We start from the raw sequence: 16,928 nt of genomic DNA, 5'->3' as shown, positions 1-16,928 counted from the left end.
AACAATCAGGCCGCCTTCTCGATGCGCTTCAGACCGCCCATATAGGGCAGCAGCACGTCTGGAATTGTGACGGAACCGTCCTCGTTCAGATAATTTTCGAGAACCGCGATCAGGCAGCGGCCGACGGCCGTGCCGGAGCCGTTCAGCGTGTGCACGAACTTCGTCGCCTTGTCGTCCTTGCCGCGATAGCGCGCATTCATGCGCCGCGCCTGGAAATCGCCGCAGACCGAGCAGGACGAAATTTCGCGATAGGTATTCTGCCCGGGCAGCCACACTTCCAGATCGTAGGTCTTGCGGGCGCTGAAGCCCATATCGCCGGTGCAGAGCGTCATGGTGCGGAAATGCAGGCCAAGGCGCTTCAGCACCTCTTCGGCGCAGGCCGTCATGCGCTCATGTTCGGCGACAGCGCTTTCCGCATCGGTAATGGAGACAAGCTCGCACTTCCAGAACTGGTGCTGGCGCAACATGCCGCGCGTGTCGCGGCCGGCCGAGCCCGCTTCCGAACGGAAGGACGGCGTCAGCGCCGTGAAGCGCAGCGGCAGCTTCTCCTGGTCGAGAATTTCACCGGAGACGAGGTTGGTCAGCGTCACTTCCGCCGTCGGGATCAGCCAGCGGCCATCCGTGGTCCTGAACAGGTCCTCGGTGAATTTCGGCAATTGGCCGGTGCCGAACATCGCCTCGTCGCGCACCATCAGCGGCGAGGACACTTCGGTATAACCGTGTTCGCCGGTGTGGAGGTCGATCATGAATTGGCCGAGCGCCCGTTCCAGACGCGCGAGCTGGCTGGTCAGCACGGTGAAGCGCGAGCCGGAAAGCTTGGCGGCGCGCTCGAAATCCATATAGCCGAGCGCTTCACCGATATCGAAGTGTTCCCTGGCCTCATGGTTCCAGCCGGGCTTCTGGCCGACCACGCGGGCCACCACATTGTCATGCTCGTCATTGCCGTCGGGCACGTCATCGAAGGGCATGTTGGGCAGGCGCGACAGCGCATCGTTGAGCTCGGCGGTAACCTGACGGTCTTCCTCCTCCGCACGCGGCATGTTTTCCTTGAGATCGGCGACTTCCGCCTTGAGTTTTTCGGCAAGCTCCATGTTCTTCTGCGCCATGGCGGCGCCGATTTCCTTGGAGGCGGCGTTGCGGCGCGATTGCATGTCCTGCAGGGACTGGATGACGGAACGGCGCTTTTCATCGAGCGCGATCAGGCCGCTGGCGGCGGGCTCCGCGCCACGGCGTGCAAGCGCCGCATCGAAAGCTTCGGGGTTTTCGCGTATCCATTTAATGTCGTGCATCGTCGTTCCAGACCGTTGTTGCATCGTCGCGTTTTACAGCAAAACGCCGGGCATGAGCCCGGCGCGAGGAAATGTCGTGAGCGGCGAGACCTTCAAGAATGTCAGGTCTCCTCCAGCTCCGTGCTTTTGGATTCCGCCGCACGTTTCCTCTCCACGAGTCGAGCCATGTAGATGGAAATCTCGTAGAGAATGATCGCAGGCAGCGCAAGACCGATCTGGGACATGGGATCCGGCGGCGTCAGCACGGCGGCGACCACGAAGGCGAGGACGATCGCGAACTTGCGCTTTTCCCGCAGCCAGTCGCTGGTCAAAAGCCCAACGCGCGCCAGAAGCGTGGTGACGACAGGCAGCTGGAACACCAGACCGAAGGAGAGAACCAGCGTCATGATGAGGCTGAGATATTCCGACACCTTCGGCATCAGCGAAATCGCCACCTCGCCATCCTCGGGCAATTGCTGCATGGCGAGGAAGAACCACATGACCATGGGCGTGAAGAAGAAATAAACGAGCGCCGCACCGATCAGGAAAAGGATCGGCGAAGCGATGAGGAACGGCAGGAAGGCAGCCCGTTCGTTCTTGTAGAGACCGGGCGCCACGAATTTATAGAGCTGCGAGGCGACCACCGGAAACGAGATCACCATCGCGCCGAACATGGCGACCTTGATCTGCGTGAAGAAGAATTCCTGCGGCGCGGTATAAATCAGCGACGATTTCGTGACATCGAGGCCTGCCCACAGAACCGCCCATTTGTAAGGAATGACGAGCAGGTTGAACAGGTGCTTGGCAACGGCGAAACAGGCGATGAAGGCGACGAAGAACGCGCCGAGCGCCCAGATCAGCCGCGTGCGCAACTCCATGAGATGCTCGATAAGCGGCTGCGGCTTGTCCTCGATATCCCCGCTCATGCTTCATCCTTTTTGGGCTTTGCGGCCTTGGTTTTTGCCGTTTTCGCCGGCTTGGTCTCGGCCACGACCGCCTTATCTGCGGCAGACTTCCTGACGGCAGCCTTTTTGGCGACGGCCTTCACAGTGGGATTGGAAACGGCGGGCTTCGAAACGGTGGGCTCACTGGTTTTCGCGGCGGTTTTCGTCGCCGAAGCGGTTTCGGGCGTTGCCGCCGCGGCCTTGCTGCGGGCGGCGCGTTTGGGCTTGGCGGCAACCGCTTCGGCCTCCACGGTCGCAATCGATTTCGCCCGCGCGCGCTTCGGCTTCTCCTCCGCAGCGACGACTGCGGCAACCGGCGCGGCGACAGCAGGCGGCGCATCCGGCAGCTTCATCTCCGGCTCGGGCACGCTGACCAGTGGCGCAACCGGCTCGCTTGTGACAGGTGCTGGGGTGGAAGACAGGCCGTCCGGCGGGGTGGTCGCCTTCTGCAGATCGGACTTGATCTCGTTGCCAAGCTGGCGAAGCGGGTTCATCGCATCGCGCAGCGAATTGGTGGGGTTGAGATTGCGGACATCGGAGATGGTCTGGCGCACATCGTCCATGTCGGCCTCTTTGAGGGCCTCATCGAACTGGGTGCGGAAATCCCCCGCCATCTTGCGAAGGCCGGCCATCGTCTTGCCGAAAGCGCGGATCATGGGCGGCAAATCCTTCGGCCCGACGACCACGATCAATACGACCGCAATCACCAGAAGCTCGCTCCAGCCGATATCTAACATCAATATGCTCCCGAGACCCTAGCGCATCGGCCCGAAAAATCGGAATCGATTTTCGACCGGAACGATGCGCAACATACAAGTGGTAGAGCGTCCTTGTGCGTCCGAAAGAACGCACGGCGCTCTAGCGCCAGTCCCACACCAAGCGGCGACAGGCCGCTTACTTGATCTCGTCAGCCTTGTGGTCGACGGTCTTCGTGTTGGCATCGGCCGGCGGCGGCGTCTGGTCTTCGTCAGCCATGCCCTTCTTGAAGCTCTTGATGCCCTTTGCGACATCGCCCATCAATTCCGGGATCTTGCCGCGTCCGAAGAGGACGAGAACGATCACCAGCACGATGAGCCAATGCCACACACTAAAAGAACCCATAACTGAAACTCCTGAATTTCGCTTTCAGACGATGTAAGACGTTTGAAAGGCTTTTTCAAACGACAAATCGTCGCTTCAACAGCGAGTGCGCATAAAGTTTTCGTGGCCCCGCCAACAGGATGGCGATATCAGTCGTCGCCATCGCCGCCGCCCGGCGCAAGCAGGCCCAGTTCCTCGAGATCGAGCTGCGTGATCGGGTCTTCGTCTTCCCGCAATTCGTCGCTCATCATCGGCAGAGGAACGCCGAAATTGGAGGGAATACGGCCCGAAAGCAGCCCTGCCCCCTTAAGCTCCTCGAGGCCCGGCAGATCGCGCAATTCCTCAAGGCCGAAATGGTCGAGAAACTCCACCGTGGTGCCGATCGTCACCGGCCTGCCGGGGGTACGCCTGCGGCCACGGAACCTGACCCAGCCCGCCTCCATCAGCACATCGAGCGTGCCGCGCGAGGTCTGAACGCCGCGGATTTCCTCGATTTCGGCGCGTGTCACCGGTTGATGATATGCGATAATCGCCAGAACTTCCAGCGCCGCGCGCGACAGCTTCTTCGGCTCCTTTTCCTCGGCGCGGATGACGAAGGAGAGATCGCCAGCGGTGCGGAAGGCCCATTGCCCGCCCACCTGCACGAGATTGACGCCCCGCTCCGCATAAAGAACCTTGAGATGCTGGAGAATGGCGACGACATCCATGCCGCGCGGCAGGCGCTCGGCGATGAACCCCACGGAAACCGGCTCGGACGAGGCAAAGACCAGGGCCTCGGCGATCCGCTCGGCCTCCTTCAACTGGCGCTCGGAAAATACCGTGGGTTCGGGCTCGGCCCCTTCGGCCGCGATGGTGGCCTCGGCGGTCTCATCGTCATTCATCATTGTCAGTCCTTTCGGCATTCACCGCACGGTCGTCTCGTCCACCCTTACGCATATAAATGGGCTGGAAAGCGCCCTCCTGCCGGATTTGCAGCGAGCCCTCGCGCACCAGCTCCAGCGAAGCGGCAAAGGCGCTGGCAATCGCCGTCACCCGCATGGCGGGATCGGGCACATATTGCAGCAGATACTGATCGAGCACGGTCCATTCCCCGACATCGCCGAGAAGATGGGTCAGAAGCTCACGCGCCTCGACAAGCGACCAGACCTGCCGTTTTTCAATGGTGACCTGGGTAATCGCCTGCCGCTGCCGCAGATTGGCATAGGCGCTCAGGAGATCGTAGAGGTTCGCCTCATAGGCCGAGCGGTTGATATGCGGAATATGCTCCGGCGCGCCACGGGCAAAAACATCGCGGCCGAGCTGGGCGCGGTTGACGAGGCGTTCCGCCGCCTCGCGCATCGCTTCCAGGCGTTTCAGCCGGAAGGCGAGCGTCGCGGCCATTTCCTCGCCCGAGGGACCGTCATCCTTGGATTGCTGCGGAATGAGGAGCTTGGATTTGAGAAAGGCGAGCCACGCCGCCATGACGAGATAATCGGCGGCAAGCTCGATGCGCACGCGCCGTGCGCTTTCCACGAATTGCAGATATTGTTCGGCAAGCGCCAGCACCGAAATGCGCGACAGATCGACCTTCTGCGTGCGGGCAAGATGCAGCAGCAGATCGAGCGGGCCTTCGAAACCCGCGACATCGATGACCAGCCCGGCCTCGCCCGTCAGCCGCTCCGGCGTCACATCCTGCCAGAGCTTGTCCATCGGTGTCGAATTGCGAGACTTGTCTGCGGCCATTGTTCCATCCGCCGGGCGTCCGGCCTGTCGTCCCGAGTAACGGGCCGCCGCCCGACTGTCAGGAAACGGCCCACATGGCGTTGAATTCGGCTCTCAGCTCCGCTTCGTCGGAAGGGTCCGCAACGGGGAAACCCGCTTCCACGGCCCGCACCCGCTCCAGCGAACGGCCGGAAAGAACGGGAACCTCCTTCACGACCTCAAGCATTTCACCCATCACACCGTTGCAATGCAAGACTATATCGCAGCCGCCCGCAACAATATTCGCAGCTCTTTCACCGAGCGTGCCCTTCAGCGCATTCATGGAACTGTCGTCGGACATCAGCAGGCCGTCAAATCCGATCCGGCCGCGAATGATTTCTTCGATCACCTTCGGCGAGGTCGTCGCCGGCCGTTCGCGGTCGACGGCGTTGAACACCAGATGCGCGCTCATCGCCATCAATTCGCGGTTCAGCGCCCGGAACGGCACGAAATCATGAGCGTCCAGCTCATCGAGCGGCACATCGACGACCGGCAGTTCATGGTGCGAATCCACCATGCCGCGGCCATGGCCCGGCATATGTTTCATGACAGGCAGCATGCCGCCCGCCTTCAGCCCGTCGGCCGCCGCCTGCCCCATCTCGGCCACCATGGTCGGCGTGTAGCCATAGGCGCGGTTGCCGATGACATTGCTCGCGCCTTCCACCGGCACATCGAGCACCGGCAGGCAATCGACATTGATGCCGAATTTCATGAGGTCGAAAGCATGCAGGCGCGACATCAACCAGGCGGCGCGCAGACCCGCCCCCCGGTCGCGCTCATAGATTTCACCGAGAATGCGGGCGTTCGGATAGGCCTGCAAGATCGGCGGCTTGATACGCTGCACGCGCCCGCCCTCCTGATCGATAAGAACCGGCGCATCTGGCCGCCCGACGGCATCGCGCATGGCGGCGACGAGATCGGTGATCTGCTGCGGCTCGCCAATATTGCGCCCGAACAGGATGAAGCCCCAGGGCTGCTCATCGCGATAAAGGGCAATCTCGTCGGCAGTCAGCGAAAGCCCGCTGCATCCGAGGATCATAGCTTTGCAATCGGTCATGGTGTCACGCCTGTTACAGAATAGATGGGAAGAACTTTGCCTGCTCCTCGGCCAATGCCGGGGCGGCGACGTTTACCGTCCGTCACCCCGGCCTCCGAGCCGGGGTCCAGCGCGATCAAGTCCTTGATCGCGTAAGACTCGTTTCACGGCGCAGACGCGCCGTGGCTGGATGCCGGATCAAGTCCGGCATGACGGAGGTTAGGTGCTCCGTCACTGTCGTTAGACAACAGCGCCGGGGTACTACCCCCGGCGCGTCTCTATCACCGCGCCACGAGGCAGCTACCGCCGGCCGAGCGGAACTTTTCGCACAGCGCCACGGCTTCGTTCTTGTCACCCGCCGGGATGCGGACGCGGTAGAACGTGCCCTTGCCGGCGATTTCGGCGGCCTTGATGTCGACGCCGCGTCCACCGATGACCGAGCCGAACTTGGCCGACATGTTCTGGTAGGACTTCTGGGCTTCCGCCTGGCTCGGCAGCGAGGCGATCTGGATGTAGTAGCCACCGGCGGAAGGCGTGCTGGTCGCTGCAGGCGTCGCGGCTGCCGTCTGCTGCTGCGCGGCCTGCGGCTGCGCCGGAGCGGTCGCGGGGCGGACGTTACCCTGGTTGGTCACCGTTGCCACCACATTGGCGGGCTGCGAGGACGGACGCGCCGCAGGAAGCGGTGCTGCCGACTGCGCTGCCGGCTTGGCAGCGGCGGCAGGCGTATTTGCCTGCGGCTGAGCCTGTTCCGGCGCGACCGGAACCCGCGATGCGGCGATGACGGCGGGAGCGCCCTCACCCGGCTTTGCGGTCTGCGGTGCTGCAAGCTCCTCGACCTTGTCGGCCTTCGGCGGCTGGGCTGCCGGTACCTCGACTTCCTGGGCAACCAGCGTGCCGTCAGGCTTGACGATCATGGTGCGGACCTTGCGCGGCGAAACGCCGGTTGCAGCCGAACCTTCGGTCTGTGCGGCCTTTTCTTCCGGCGAAAGCAGGCGCGGATCCTCGGTTTCGCCAACCGGCGTGCCGGCGGCTTCCATATCCGCGTCGTTTTCGCCTTCCAGCGGCAACTGTTCGGGGATCAGCGTGCGCTGAACCACATCCACCGGCTGCTCGTTGCTGGAAATCAGCGCCGGCTGCTTCGGATCGGCAGCGCTGCCACCGGCCACGCGGTCATAAACCGCCTTGTCCTGGTTCGGCACAACGCGACCGCCCGGATTTTCCGGAACGACCTTCATCGGATCGTTGTCGGCGGAGATGATGACCGGTGCGCCATTGGAACCGGTGCTGGACGAACCGCCGGAGACCAGCGCGTAAACGCCGCCACCGATCAGCACCAGACCGATTGCGGCGGCAACCGGCATGATCCAGCGGCGACCGCCGCGTTCATCTTCCTCACGATAGGCCGCCTGATGGTCGACATAGGTGTTTTCGGCATCGCGCGGGGCGCTGCCACGGGAAGCCGCAGCCTCCTGCATGGAGCGGCGGAAATCCTCTTCCAGCGCCCGTTCGAATTCGTCGGCCTCTTCCGGAGCCTGCGCGGGACGCGCCTGGGCGGCGCCACGGTTTTCCGCATGCTTATGACGGTCGAGACCGCCGGCAACCGCAGGCGCAAACAGCGTCGCAAGCTCGGTATCGATATCGAGATCTTCCTCGTGACGGCGCGCGGCCGGCTTGGGTTCGAAAACACCGACCGGCAGTTCCGGCACGTCCATCTCGACGATGTTTTCCGGATGTTCTTCCGTTTCGCCGATCTGCGAAGGATCGAAAGGCAGGCTTTCCAGTGTCTGCGGCGCGGCCGGCTGCGCTGCTGCGGCGGCCGGACGCGGCTGAACCGCAGCAGCGGCCACTGGCGCCACGGCGGCAATGGGGCCCGGACGCGGCTGCGGCGCGGGCTGTTCCCTCACCGGCTGCGGCGCAACGGCAGCAGCGGCAACCGGAGCGGCCGGCGGCTGGCGAACGGGCTGCGGTGCGGGCGCAGGCGCAACTTCCGCCTCGGCGATTTCAGACAGGTCCAGATCAAGATCGAGATCGTCGAGCGCAAGCTCGAAATCATCGTCGTTGAAGCCGGCGAAATCCGTGAAATCAAGCTCCTCAGCGGGTGCTGCGGGCGCAGCAGCGACAATCGGCGCTGCCTTCACGGGCGCGGCGGCAACCACGGGCGGCTCCACCTTTGCAGCCTGCGCAGCGGGAACGTCCTGCACCAGCGGTGTTTCGCCGCGACCGGGAATGGAATATTTCGCGACGTCGTAAATCAGCTCGTCCATCGGCGAGAGATGTTTCGCTGCCGGCTTCTCGGCAGCCTCGAACGCCAGAGGCTCTGCGGCAGGCGCAAAGGTCTCGGCGACCGGAGGCGTAAAGGACGGCGCGGTCTCTTCCGCCTGCACGACGGCAGGCGCGGGAGCGGGAGCGACCTGCGGCTCGATACGGGCTGCGGCAGGCTGCTGTTCGGAACGCGGCTCGACCCGCTTCGGATCGGCGGCAGAAACATCCCGGCGCGCGCCGAAATTGGCGAGCGGCAGCCGCAGGCTGGAAAATTCCAGCGAGGAACGGCCGCCATGTGACGGCGGACGCACGGAAACCGGTGCGGGCGCTTCCTCGGCGACGGCTATTTCCACCTCATCGGCGAGATCGAAAGCCTGCGGCTCCGGCGCATAGGAATGACCATCGGCGTGAATGTTGCTCGAAACATCGGCCGGAAGCTCCGGCATCGTGTGCCATTCTGGCTCTACGGGTTCTGCGGCCTGCGGTTCTTCCCATGCCACCTGCTGGGCGGCGGGCTGGTAAACCATCGGCTCGGCGGGACGCGACTGGCGCGAATGCACATCGAAAACTTCCGCCACCGCGGAGGCATCGTCGCGGAAATCCGCGCGAATATCCTGCGTGGTCGTTTCGACGTAGTTGTGAATATAGGCCTGATCGACTTCCGGAAGCGGCTCTTCCCTCACCTCCGGTGCGGATGCGGCCACGGGCGCGGGTTCGTCCGCCGGTGCAAGCTCGGGCTCGCGACGGGCGAAAACCGATTCGACACGCTGCATGAAATCGTTGGGGTGGATGCCCGCACGAACATCGTTTGCCGGATCAAGAACGACCGGATCGGCGTGCGGTGAGTCGTAAACCTCGAATTCCCTCAGAAGCTCATCTTCGAGATTGAATTCGGGTTCGCGGCGGGTCACCGATGGCGCAGCCTCGGAACCCGCATGCGAAGGACGATCTTCGAAGCCGACGATACGCGCCAGTTCTGCCAGAGGATCGTTGTCAGCGAACCCTTCGGACCGGGCGTCCCGGTTATACGCGACATTTTTTTCGACCATTACGTGTTCCACCATCTACGCATTGCAGCTCTTGCCAGCGTATTGTGAGCAAATAATGGTGATATGTTATCGCATTTCAGCAGGTGCGTCCGCTCCTAAAAGCGTAAGGCCGGACCTCAAAACATTTGCGACAGCATTCACCAGCCCAAGTCTGGCAATGCTCAATTCTCGGTTTTTATCGTTAATAAAACGTAATTCCGGCTGGTCTTTACCCTTGTTCCAGTGTCCATGGAAGGAACTGGCGAGATCGTAGAGGTAAAAAGCAAGCCGGTGCGGCTCATGCGAAAGGGCCGCCGATTCGATCAGGCGCGGATATTCCGCAAGCTTTGCAACCAGCTGCAACTCATTGATATCGCTAATCAAAGCAACAGAGGCCGCCATCTCCTCCGCCGAAGGAGAAAGCCCCGGAAACGCTTCCTGCGCCTGCCGGAAGATCGACATGGAGCGGGCATGCGCATATTGCACGTAAAAAACCGGATTATCCTTCGATTGTTCGGTCACTTTCGCGAAATCGAAGTCCAGCGGCTCGGAATTCTTCCGATAAAGCATCATGAATCGCACCGGATCGCGACCCACTTCGTCGACAACATCGCGCAGCGTGACGAAGTCGCCGGAGCGCTTCGACATTTTCACCGGCTCGCCGTCACGGAACAGCTTGACGAGCTGGCACAGAAGCACCGTCAGTTTCGACTTGCCTTCGGAGACGGCGCGCGCAACCGCTTCCAGCCGCTTCACGTAACCGCCATGGTCGGCGCCGAGCACATAGATCATCTCGGAGAAACCACGGTCGAACTTGTTCTTGAAATAAGCGACGTCGGCGGCGAAATAGGTGTAGGAACCGTCCGACTTCATCAGCGCACGGTCCATGTCGTCGCCCACCTCGGTGGAGCGGAACAGCGTCTGCTCGCGATCTTCCCAGTCTTCCGGCAATTCGCCCTTCGGCGGCGGCAGGGTGCCCTTATAGACATGGCCCTTGAAGGTGAGATCGTTGATGGCCGAGAGGATCGGGCCGCCATTGCCCTCATGCAGCGTGCGCTCCGAGAAGAACACATCGTGCCGGACGTTGAGCAGCGCCAGATCCTCGCGGATCATCGCCATCATCGCGTCGATCGCCTTGTCCTTGACGATTGGCATCCACTTTTCCTCGGGCATGGCGCGCAGCTTGATGCCATATTCATCCGCCAGCGCCTGACCGACGGGAACGAGATAGTCGCCGGGATAAAGACCGGACGGAATGGTGCCGATATCTTCGCCGAGCGCCTCGCGGTAACGCAGGAACACCGAACGGGCCAGCACATCGATCTGCGAGCCGGCATCGTTGATGTAATATTCCTTGGTAACGCCGTAACCCGCAAAAGCGAGCAGGTTCGCCAGCGTGTCGCCGACGACGGCGCCACGGCAATGGCCGACATGCATCGGGCCTGTCGGATTGGCGGAAACATATTCGACGTTGATCTTCTGGCCGGCACCGATGGTGGATCGGCCGAAATCGACGCCCTGCCCGATCATGTCGGCAAGCAGACGCTGCCAGTAACCGACGGAAACCTTGAGATTGATGAAGCCTGGACCCGCGACATTGACGCTATCGACATCGCCATCGGCCTGAAGGGCGGGCACGATGAGTTCTGCCAGCGCGCGCGGATTGGTGCCGAGCGGCTTCGCCAGCACCATGGCGGCATTGGTTGCGACATCGCCGTGGCTGAGATCGCGCGGGGATTCGACGGTAATTCGACTGAAATCGACCTTTTCGCGGTTCTCTTTCACGAGATCGAGGGTCTCGAGCGCGTTTTTGATCCTGGTATCGAAATCGGCAAAAATGTTCATCGTTCCAACCTGCGCGAAGGGCTTCTGTTTATATCCGGCCTTTTAACCGGGTCGGCTTCGCGATCGCCCGCTGCCCTATCGCAAATCGGGGGTGCGGTCAAACAGCCGCTGGTGGGCGCGCAGTGCATAACTGTCGGTCATGCCGGCCAGATAGTCGCCCACATGCCGGGCTTTTGCGGCCACGCTCATGCCGGAAATGCTGTCCACCCAGTAGTGGCTCTGCATTTCCGCCGGCGTCTCCATATAACGGTGGAAAAGATCGGTGACGATCTGTGTCGCGCCGGCGCGGATGCGCATGATTTCCGGATGCCGGTAGATGTGGCCGAACAGCAGTTTCTTGATCTGCCGGTCGGTCTCGGCCATCTCGGGCGAGAAGGTCGCGACAGTAAAATCGGCAGCGCGGATATCCGCCGCACTCTTCGGCTTCAGACGGGCCAGGTTTTGCTGCGCAACCCCGATCACATCCTCCACCATATGGGTGATCTGCCGACGCATGATCTCATTGGCGAAACGCTCCTTGTCGAGCACGGGATATTTCGCCCGCACCTCGGCCATCAGGCCGCCGAGGAACGGCACTTCCTCCAGCATCTCGAAGGTGAGATAACCGGCGCGCAACCCGTCATCGATGTCGTGGGTATTATAGGCGATGTCATCGGCAATCGCCGCCACCTGCGCCTCGAGGCTGGCATAGCTGCCGATTTCCAGATCCTGCAGCTCGCAATATTCGAGAATGGGCAGAGGAACCGGTCCCTTGATCCCCTCGCCCTTCGCATTCACCAGCGGTCCATTGTGCTTGACCAGCCCTTCGAGCGTCTCCCAGGTCAGGTTGATGCCGTCATATTCGGCATAACGGCGCTCCAGCTTGGTGACGATGCGCAGCGACTGCGCATTGTGGTCGAAGCCGCCATAGGGCAGCAGCACCGCATCCAGCGCATCCTCGCCGGTATGGCCGAAGGGCGTGTGGCCGAAATCATGCACCAGCGCCACGCCTTCGGCCAGATCCTCATCGAGCTTCAGCGCGCGGGCGAGCGCCCGGGCGATCTGCGCCACCTCGATGGTGTGGGTGAGACGCGTGCGATAATGGTCGCCGTCAGGGCTGATGAACACCTGCGTCTTGTGCTTCGGCGGCGAAAGGCTGTCGTGTGGACGATGCGGTCGCGGTCGCGCTGGAACTCCGAGCGCGTCAGGCTTCCGGTTTCGGGAAAAAGACGCCCGCGCGTGGTCCATGGATCCGAGGCGAAAACCGCCCTCTCGCCGCTTCCGAAACCCAATGCGCGCTGGTCTATGATCATGCATCCACCTGTTGTCTTCTCCAGCCGGGACTTCCTTTTGGTCTCGGCCATTGACCTTTTCATTCACCCTTCATACCTATCGCAGAGGTCGGCGCAAAGCATCATCGCCGTGTTGACCGCCTTCACACAGGCTATAGACCGTTAATTTGACCGGTTTATAATGGTGACAACGAGATTATTGCTCTCCGGTTCTTGACCCCGGCAGGAGAAACGACATGGAAAACAGCGACATTACCCTTTCTGAAGCTGCGGCGAAGCGAATCGCCCAGATCGTCGCGGCCGAAGCCGGCAAACAGGCGCTGCGCGTCTCGGTGGAAGGCGGCGGCTGCTCGGGCTTCTCCTACAAGTTCGATCTGGCCGAAGACAAAGCCGATGACGACATCGTGATTGCCCGCGGCGACGCCAAGGTGCTGATCGACAGCCTCTCGGTCGTCTATATGGCCGGCTCCGAAATCGACTTCGTCGACAATCTGCTCGGCCAGTCCTTCCAGATCAAGAACCCGAATGCGGTGGCAAGCTGCGGCTGTGGCACCAGCTTTTCTATTTGAGTGGGAAATACCGGCGTGCAATCCGCACGCCAGTCACCAAGCTTTGAAGTAACTCGCATCTCTCTTCTCTCCTCATTCCTGTGCTTGTCACAGGAATCCAGTCGACGCGCGTCTGCGCGGCGGGAAGAGTCCTTTCAGCCCAAAGACTTGGGCTGGCTGGATTCCTGTGACAAGCACAGGAATGAGGGAGGAAAAACGCAGCGACCCTGCCCGTCCGGCGTCTTTCCACCACATCCGCACCATCAATTTCCAAAAACGGTGGCAATCGCTTTTGCATCGGGTAAAAGTACCCTCGCAAAAGGGAAACTCCGATGAAGATTGCCACCTGGAACATCAACGGCGTCAAGGCGCGTATCGAAAACCTCTGCCAGTGGCTGAAGGATTCATCGCCCGATATCGTCTGCCTTCAGGAAATCAAATCGGTCGACGAGGGTTTTCCCCGGCTGGAGCTGGAGGCGCTCGGCTATCATGTCGAGACCCATGGCCAGAAGGGCTTCAACGGTGTCGCCCTGCTCTCGAAGGTCAAGCCCGACGAGGTCAATCGCGGCCTGCCGGGTGACGATGCCGATGAACAGGCGCGTTTCATCGAAGGCGTGTTTTCCGTCGATGGCGGCGCGATCCGCGTCTGCTCGCTTTACCTGCCGAACGGCAATCCGCCGGACGATCCAGTGAAATATCCCTACAAGCTTGCCTGGATGGAACGGCTGCGGCATTTTGCCGAAGATCGCCTCGCGCTCGAGGAGCCGCTGATCCTTGCGGGCGACTATAACGTCATTCCCGAACCCTTCGATTGCCACGACCCCCGTGTCTGGGAGGGCGACGCCCTGTTCCTGCCGAAAACACGCGCAGCCTTCCGCAGGCTGGAGAATCTGGGTTTCACCGATGCCGCGCGTGCGACGACGGATGAAGCAGGACTTTATTCCTTCTGGGATTATCAGGCCGGGGCATGGCCGAAAAACAATGGCATCCGCATCGATCATCTGATGCTGTCTGCCGAAGCTGCCGACAGGCTGCAATCCGTCAGCATCGAAAAACATGTGCGGGCCTGGGAAAAACCGTCCGACCATGTGCCGGTCTGCGGTTATTTCGATTTCAGTCCGATCGGCTGACAGACACCCTTCAGGCGGAAGAAGCCGCCTCGATCGCCATTCTCAATCCGGCCCATTCTCAATCCGGCCCGTTCTCAGTCCGGCCCGTTCTCAATCCGGATCGTTGAATTGCATGTTCTGCGCCATGGCGATGGCGGCGCGGCGATCGTTCTCACCGGCAAGCGAAAAAGCCTGTTCCTGCAGGTTCTGTATCCAGGTGCAGTCCGCCGCCGTGCATTTGTCGAGCGCCGCGGTCATGAAGGCCAGCCCCTGCGTCGTCTGGCCTTCCTGGAAGATCAGGTTGCCGAAAATCGACATGGCGCCGGCATGGCCGTGCTTGCGGGCCTGGTTGAGCCACTTCTTGGCCTGCTGCACATCGGCGCGGCCGCCCTCGCCGGCGAGAATCATCTCCGCCAGACGGAACTGCGCCTCAGCGACGCCAAAGGTGGAAGCAACCTGGAAATAAAGCTGGCGAGCCTGCGACAGGTCCATCTTTACCGGGCTGCCGGGAATGCCGTGACGGTAATAATCGGCAAGGGAAAGCAGCGCATTGACGAAAAAGCCGGTATCTTCCGAACCCGGCTCCACGCCCTGATTGGCGATTTCGCTGTAGATCTTGAAAGCTTCGAAGTCGTTCTTGGCGACGCCATCGCCATAGGCATACATATTGGCAAGCGCCCAGCGCGAGCCGGTATGGCCCTTTTCAGCCGCGTAGCGATAGGCCTCGACGGCTTCGCCCTTGTTGCCGTTCTTGTAGGCCTTGAAGCCGAACTTGAACAGGTCGAAGGGGCCGGATTCCTTGGTCACGCCCGCATTGATGTCAAAAGCCGCAGCAGGCATTGCGAGCGACGCAAGCAACATGCCCATGAGGAGCGGCTTTAAAACGTTGGCTTCACATTTCAGCATTTCAGCGAACTTCTCTTAACTCTTCCCGGCATATAGCCAATACTTGCGGAATACTGCAAAGCCGAACCCCGCCGGGTCGCGATTTTTCGAACACACTGCGTCTTTCCGGCAGCACTTTCCAGCGCACCACCGGTGGTCTTTTGCGGCAATTGCCCTAATTTTCCAGTGAGACAGATATAGGCATAATTTCCGGCAATATAACGGCATTTCGCCATCCACCGGTCAGCGCCAAACAAGAAAGCCGGATGAAACTCCCGTATTACTTGCTTAAACCCTGAATCCAAACCCGTTTTCACTTTCCGGCCTTGCGCACCACCACATCAAACGCCTGCATGTTCTTCCATTCCCGCGTCCCTAAACATAAGCCAAGCACCCTGTTTGTGGCGGGAAATGGACAGATATGCTCACATTCCAACGCGACCACACGCTTGCAGAAAAGTGTTGCCAAATCGTCACAAAACTTTCGGGCTAGAAAATTTTATCGAGCAGGAATCATAGTCGCGCATGAAAAAAGGCCCGGTTGGTAAACCGGACCTTTATTTTAGCATCTACGGAAGGATGATGTCAGAACTTGACCTTCACGCCGGTCGAGATGGCTGCGACGAGATCGTTACCGAAGTCGTAGCCCGCCTCATTGCCGCAGGTGAAGCCTGCGCCGCACGGTCCGCCATTGATGGAAGAGCTACCGGAGGTCAGGAGGCCGAGAGCGCCGGCAATCTTGAACTCGATGTTCTTGTTCGGGGAGTAGACGATCTGCGTGCCCAGCGTCCAGGTGTCGGTCTGGGTGCCAATGATAGTCGATGTACCGCGATCCCAGGTCAGGCTCACAGCACCGCTCCACTGCTCGTTGAACTTGTGACCGACGCCGCCCGAAATCGTCCAGCCGTCGCGATAAAACAGGTCAAGCGTGTTGAGCGTGTCAGCTCCGCTCGGAACGCACGGCGACGTGCCGACCGCGCAGAAAGGAATGACCTGAATCTGGCTCCAGTCCGTCCACTTCACCGAACCGAAAGCAAGCCAGTCCGGCGCTATGCCGGATTGCACCTTGAGTTCGATGCTGTCGGGCATGGAAACAGAGCCGTAGATCGGCACGAGCTTGCCACCGTATTTCGCAAGCGTCGGAGAAATGGACGGCGGCGTCTGCGGGATCGCCCTGACGTCGGCGAAACCCGTCAGGTCGTGATCGACGGCGCTGTTGTAAACGAGGCTCGCACGGAAGGCGATCTCGGGAATCTCATAGGCCATGCCGGCGCGCCAGCCCCAGCCGTCACCTTCCATCTCAAGTTTGCCAACGCCGCTGAAGCTGGACCAGGCCGGATTGAGGCCCAGAACGGCCGGCCCGAGAACCTGACGGTATTTATAACCGCTGAGTTCCTGATAGAAACCACCGCCGATGATCGAGAAGTCGCCTTTGCCAAGATCGAACTTCACCCGGCAGGTGGTGGCGTAATTGTGCGACTTGACCTTGGTTTCGATATTGTAGCTCGATCCCTGCCAGATGCCGGGATTGAGATGCGCGCCCCACGGTTGTGAGTAATCGAACATGCAGTCGCCGAAATCACCGATTGCCGCCTTGGCGCCGATGCGGGTCGACCAGAAATTTTCGGAATCATCTGCACTGGTGGACCAGGACGCAGGCAAAGGACCGCTTTTCAGCGGATTGTCCCGCGCATTCTCTACCTTGCGCTGCGGCGCGACGAAGGTTGCGGAACTATCGAGAACATAATCGGACGGATCGAACAGCAGGTCGATATTGTAACCGCCGCGCTCAAGGCCACCGGCCAGTGAGGGCGTTACCGCCGCGATGCTGACTGCGAAACATACCGCGCCGCGAAAAATTGCAGTTTTTGCCATCTCTCTCCCCAATCAAGGCAATGTGATCATCAAAAGA

Annotated in this window: 14 protein-coding genes and 1 pseudogene; 2 read left to right on the top strand and 13 right to left on the bottom strand. The window is 60.9% G+C overall.

The window, feature by feature from the left end:
* Window positions 1–5 precede the first annotated feature (5 nt).
* The 10 genes and pseudogenes from serS to L904_RS25265 all read right to left on the bottom strand — a co-directional run bounded on the left by serS (window position 6) and on the right by L904_RS25265 (window position 12,495).
* The gene (gene serS / locus L904_RS25310) at window positions 6–1,289 is read right to left on the bottom strand and encodes a serine--tRNA ligase (RefSeq protein ID WP_020811581.1); all 1,284 of its coding nucleotides are present in this window, start codon (window positions 1,287–1,289) and stop codon (window positions 6–8) included.
* A 101-nt stretch (window positions 1,290–1,390) separates the two neighbouring features.
* Window positions 1,391–2,194 (bottom strand): twin-arginine translocase subunit TatC, encoded by an 804-nt coding sequence (tatC, locus tag L904_RS25305; protein WP_003522727.1) that lies wholly within the window; start codon window positions 2,192–2,194, stop codon window positions 1,391–1,393.
* Window positions 2,191–2,949, bottom strand: a complete 759-nt coding sequence (gene tatB, locus L904_RS25300) for a Sec-independent protein translocase protein TatB (RefSeq protein ID WP_020811582.1) — start codon at window positions 2,947–2,949, stop codon at window positions 2,191–2,193. The genes tatC and tatB overlap by 4 nt, the downstream gene beginning before the upstream one ends.
* Window positions 2,950–3,106: 157 nt before the next feature.
* Window positions 3,107–3,313: a twin-arginine translocase TatA/TatE family subunit gene (locus L904_RS25295; protein WP_003509722.1), complete on the bottom strand. Its 207-nt coding sequence runs from the start codon at window positions 3,311–3,313 to the stop codon at window positions 3,107–3,109.
* A gap of 128 nt (window positions 3,314–3,441) precedes the next feature.
* On the bottom strand, window positions 3,442–4,176 hold the full coding sequence (gene scpB / locus L904_RS25290; RefSeq protein WP_031234093.1) for an SMC-Scp complex subunit ScpB: 735 nt from the start codon (window positions 4,174–4,176) through the stop codon (window positions 3,442–3,444).
* Window positions 4,166–5,014 carry a ScpA family protein gene (locus L904_RS25285; RefSeq protein ID WP_003522723.1) on the bottom strand — a complete coding sequence of 283 codons (849 nt, stop codon included), beginning with the start codon at window positions 5,012–5,014 and terminating at the stop codon, window positions 4,166–4,168. The genes scpB and L904_RS25285 overlap by 11 nt, the downstream gene beginning before the upstream one ends.
* A gap of 58 nt (window positions 5,015–5,072) precedes the next feature.
* On the bottom strand, window positions 5,073–6,089 hold the full coding sequence (gene nagZ / locus L904_RS25280; RefSeq protein WP_020811354.1) for a beta-N-acetylhexosaminidase: 1,017 nt from the start codon (window positions 6,087–6,089) through the stop codon (window positions 5,073–5,075).
* A 260-nt stretch (window positions 6,090–6,349) separates the two neighbouring features.
* Window positions 6,350–9,379, bottom strand: a complete 3,030-nt coding sequence (locus tag L904_RS25275) for an SPOR domain-containing protein (protein ID WP_020811355.1) — start codon at window positions 9,377–9,379, stop codon at window positions 6,350–6,352.
* Between the two features lie 66 nt (window positions 9,380–9,445).
* Window positions 9,446–11,203, bottom strand: coding sequence for an arginine--tRNA ligase (gene argS / locus L904_RS25270; protein ID WP_003522720.1), 1,758 nt, complete (start codon window positions 11,201–11,203; stop codon window positions 9,446–9,448).
* A gap of 75 nt (window positions 11,204–11,278) precedes the next feature.
* Window positions 11,279–12,495: pseudogene (locus tag L904_RS25265) on the bottom strand (deoxyguanosinetriphosphate triphosphohydrolase).
* Window positions 12,496–12,710: 215 nt separating this feature from the next.
* Here L904_RS25265 and erpA point away from each other — a divergent pair.
* Together erpA and xth are read left to right on the top strand one after the other, a co-directional pair.
* On the top strand, window positions 12,711–13,043 hold the full coding sequence (gene erpA / locus L904_RS25260) for an iron-sulfur cluster insertion protein ErpA (protein WP_020811519.1): 333 nt from the start codon (window positions 12,711–12,713) through the stop codon (window positions 13,041–13,043).
* A gap of 311 nt (window positions 13,044–13,354) precedes the next feature.
* A complete protein-coding gene (gene xth, locus L904_RS25255; RefSeq protein ID WP_020811520.1) occupies window positions 13,355–14,152 on the top strand; it encodes an exodeoxyribonuclease III in 798 nt (265 codons plus the stop codon).
* 90 nt (window positions 14,153–14,242) lie between these two features.
* Here xth and exoR read toward each other — a convergent pair whose 3' ends face one another.
* The 3 genes from exoR to L904_RS25245 all read right to left on the bottom strand — a co-directional run bounded on the left by exoR (window position 14,243) and on the right by L904_RS25245 (window position 16,891).
* Window positions 14,243–15,037, bottom strand: a complete 795-nt coding sequence (exoR, locus tag L904_RS25250; protein WP_003509731.1) for an exopolysaccharide production regulator ExoR — start codon at window positions 15,035–15,037, stop codon at window positions 14,243–14,245.
* Window positions 15,031–15,333, bottom strand: a complete 303-nt coding sequence (locus L904_RS27430) for a hypothetical protein (protein ID WP_245285050.1) — start codon at window positions 15,331–15,333, stop codon at window positions 15,031–15,033. The genes exoR and L904_RS27430 overlap by 7 nt, the downstream gene beginning before the upstream one ends.
* 268 nt (window positions 15,334–15,601) lie before the next feature.
* Window positions 15,602–16,891 (bottom strand): outer membrane protein transport protein, encoded by a 1,290-nt coding sequence (locus tag L904_RS25245; RefSeq protein ID WP_035263977.1) that lies wholly within the window; start codon window positions 16,889–16,891, stop codon window positions 15,602–15,604.
* Window positions 16,892–16,928: the final 37 nt, after the last annotated feature.

Origin of the sequence: Agrobacterium sp. LY4, assembly GCF_001526585.1 — a bacterium.
GTDB lineage: Bacteria > Pseudomonadota > Alphaproteobacteria > Rhizobiales > Rhizobiaceae > Agrobacterium > Agrobacterium leguminum.
This window is presented reverse-complemented; position numbering and strand designations above follow the sequence as displayed.

Coding starts and splice junctions, on each gene's coding strand:
- xth (WP_020811520.1), top strand. CDS start 13,355: ATGAAGATTGCCACCTGGAACATCAACGGCGTCAAGGCGCGTATCGAA.
- tatB (WP_020811582.1), bottom strand. CDS start 2,949: ATGTTAGATATCGGCTGGAGCGAGCTTCTGGTGATTGCGGTCGTATTG.
- L904_RS25295 (WP_003509722.1), bottom strand. CDS start 3,313: ATGGGTTCTTTTAGTGTGTGGCATTGGCTCATCGTGCTGGTGATCGTT.
- argS (WP_003522720.1), bottom strand. CDS start 11,203: ATGAACATTTTTGCCGATTTCGATACCAGGATCAAAAACGCGCTCGAG.
- tatC (WP_003522727.1), bottom strand. CDS start 2,194: ATGAGCGGGGATATCGAGGACAAGCCGCAGCCGCTTATCGAGCATCTC.
- L904_RS25275 (WP_020811355.1), bottom strand. CDS start 9,379: ATGGTCGAAAAAAATGTCGCGTATAACCGGGACGCCCGGTCCGAAGGG.
- L904_RS25285 (WP_003522723.1), bottom strand. CDS start 5,014: ATGGCCGCAGACAAGTCTCGCAATTCGACACCGATGGACAAGCTCTGG.
- scpB (WP_031234093.1), bottom strand. CDS start 4,176: ATGATGAATGACGATGAGACCGCCGAGGCCACCATCGCGGCCGAAGGG.
- nagZ (WP_020811354.1), bottom strand. CDS start 6,089: ATGACCGATTGCAAAGCTATGATCCTCGGATGCAGCGGGCTTTCGCTG.
- serS (WP_020811581.1), bottom strand. CDS start 1,289: ATGCACGACATTAAATGGATACGCGAAAACCCCGAAGCTTTCGATGCG.
- exoR (WP_003509731.1), bottom strand. CDS start 15,037: ATGCTGAAATGTGAAGCCAACGTTTTAAAGCCGCTCCTCATGGGCATG.
- erpA (WP_020811519.1), top strand. CDS start 12,711: ATGGAAAACAGCGACATTACCCTTTCTGAAGCTGCGGCGAAGCGAATC.
- L904_RS25245 (WP_035263977.1), bottom strand. CDS start 16,891: ATGGCAAAAACTGCAATTTTTCGCGGCGCGGTATGTTTCGCAGTCAGC.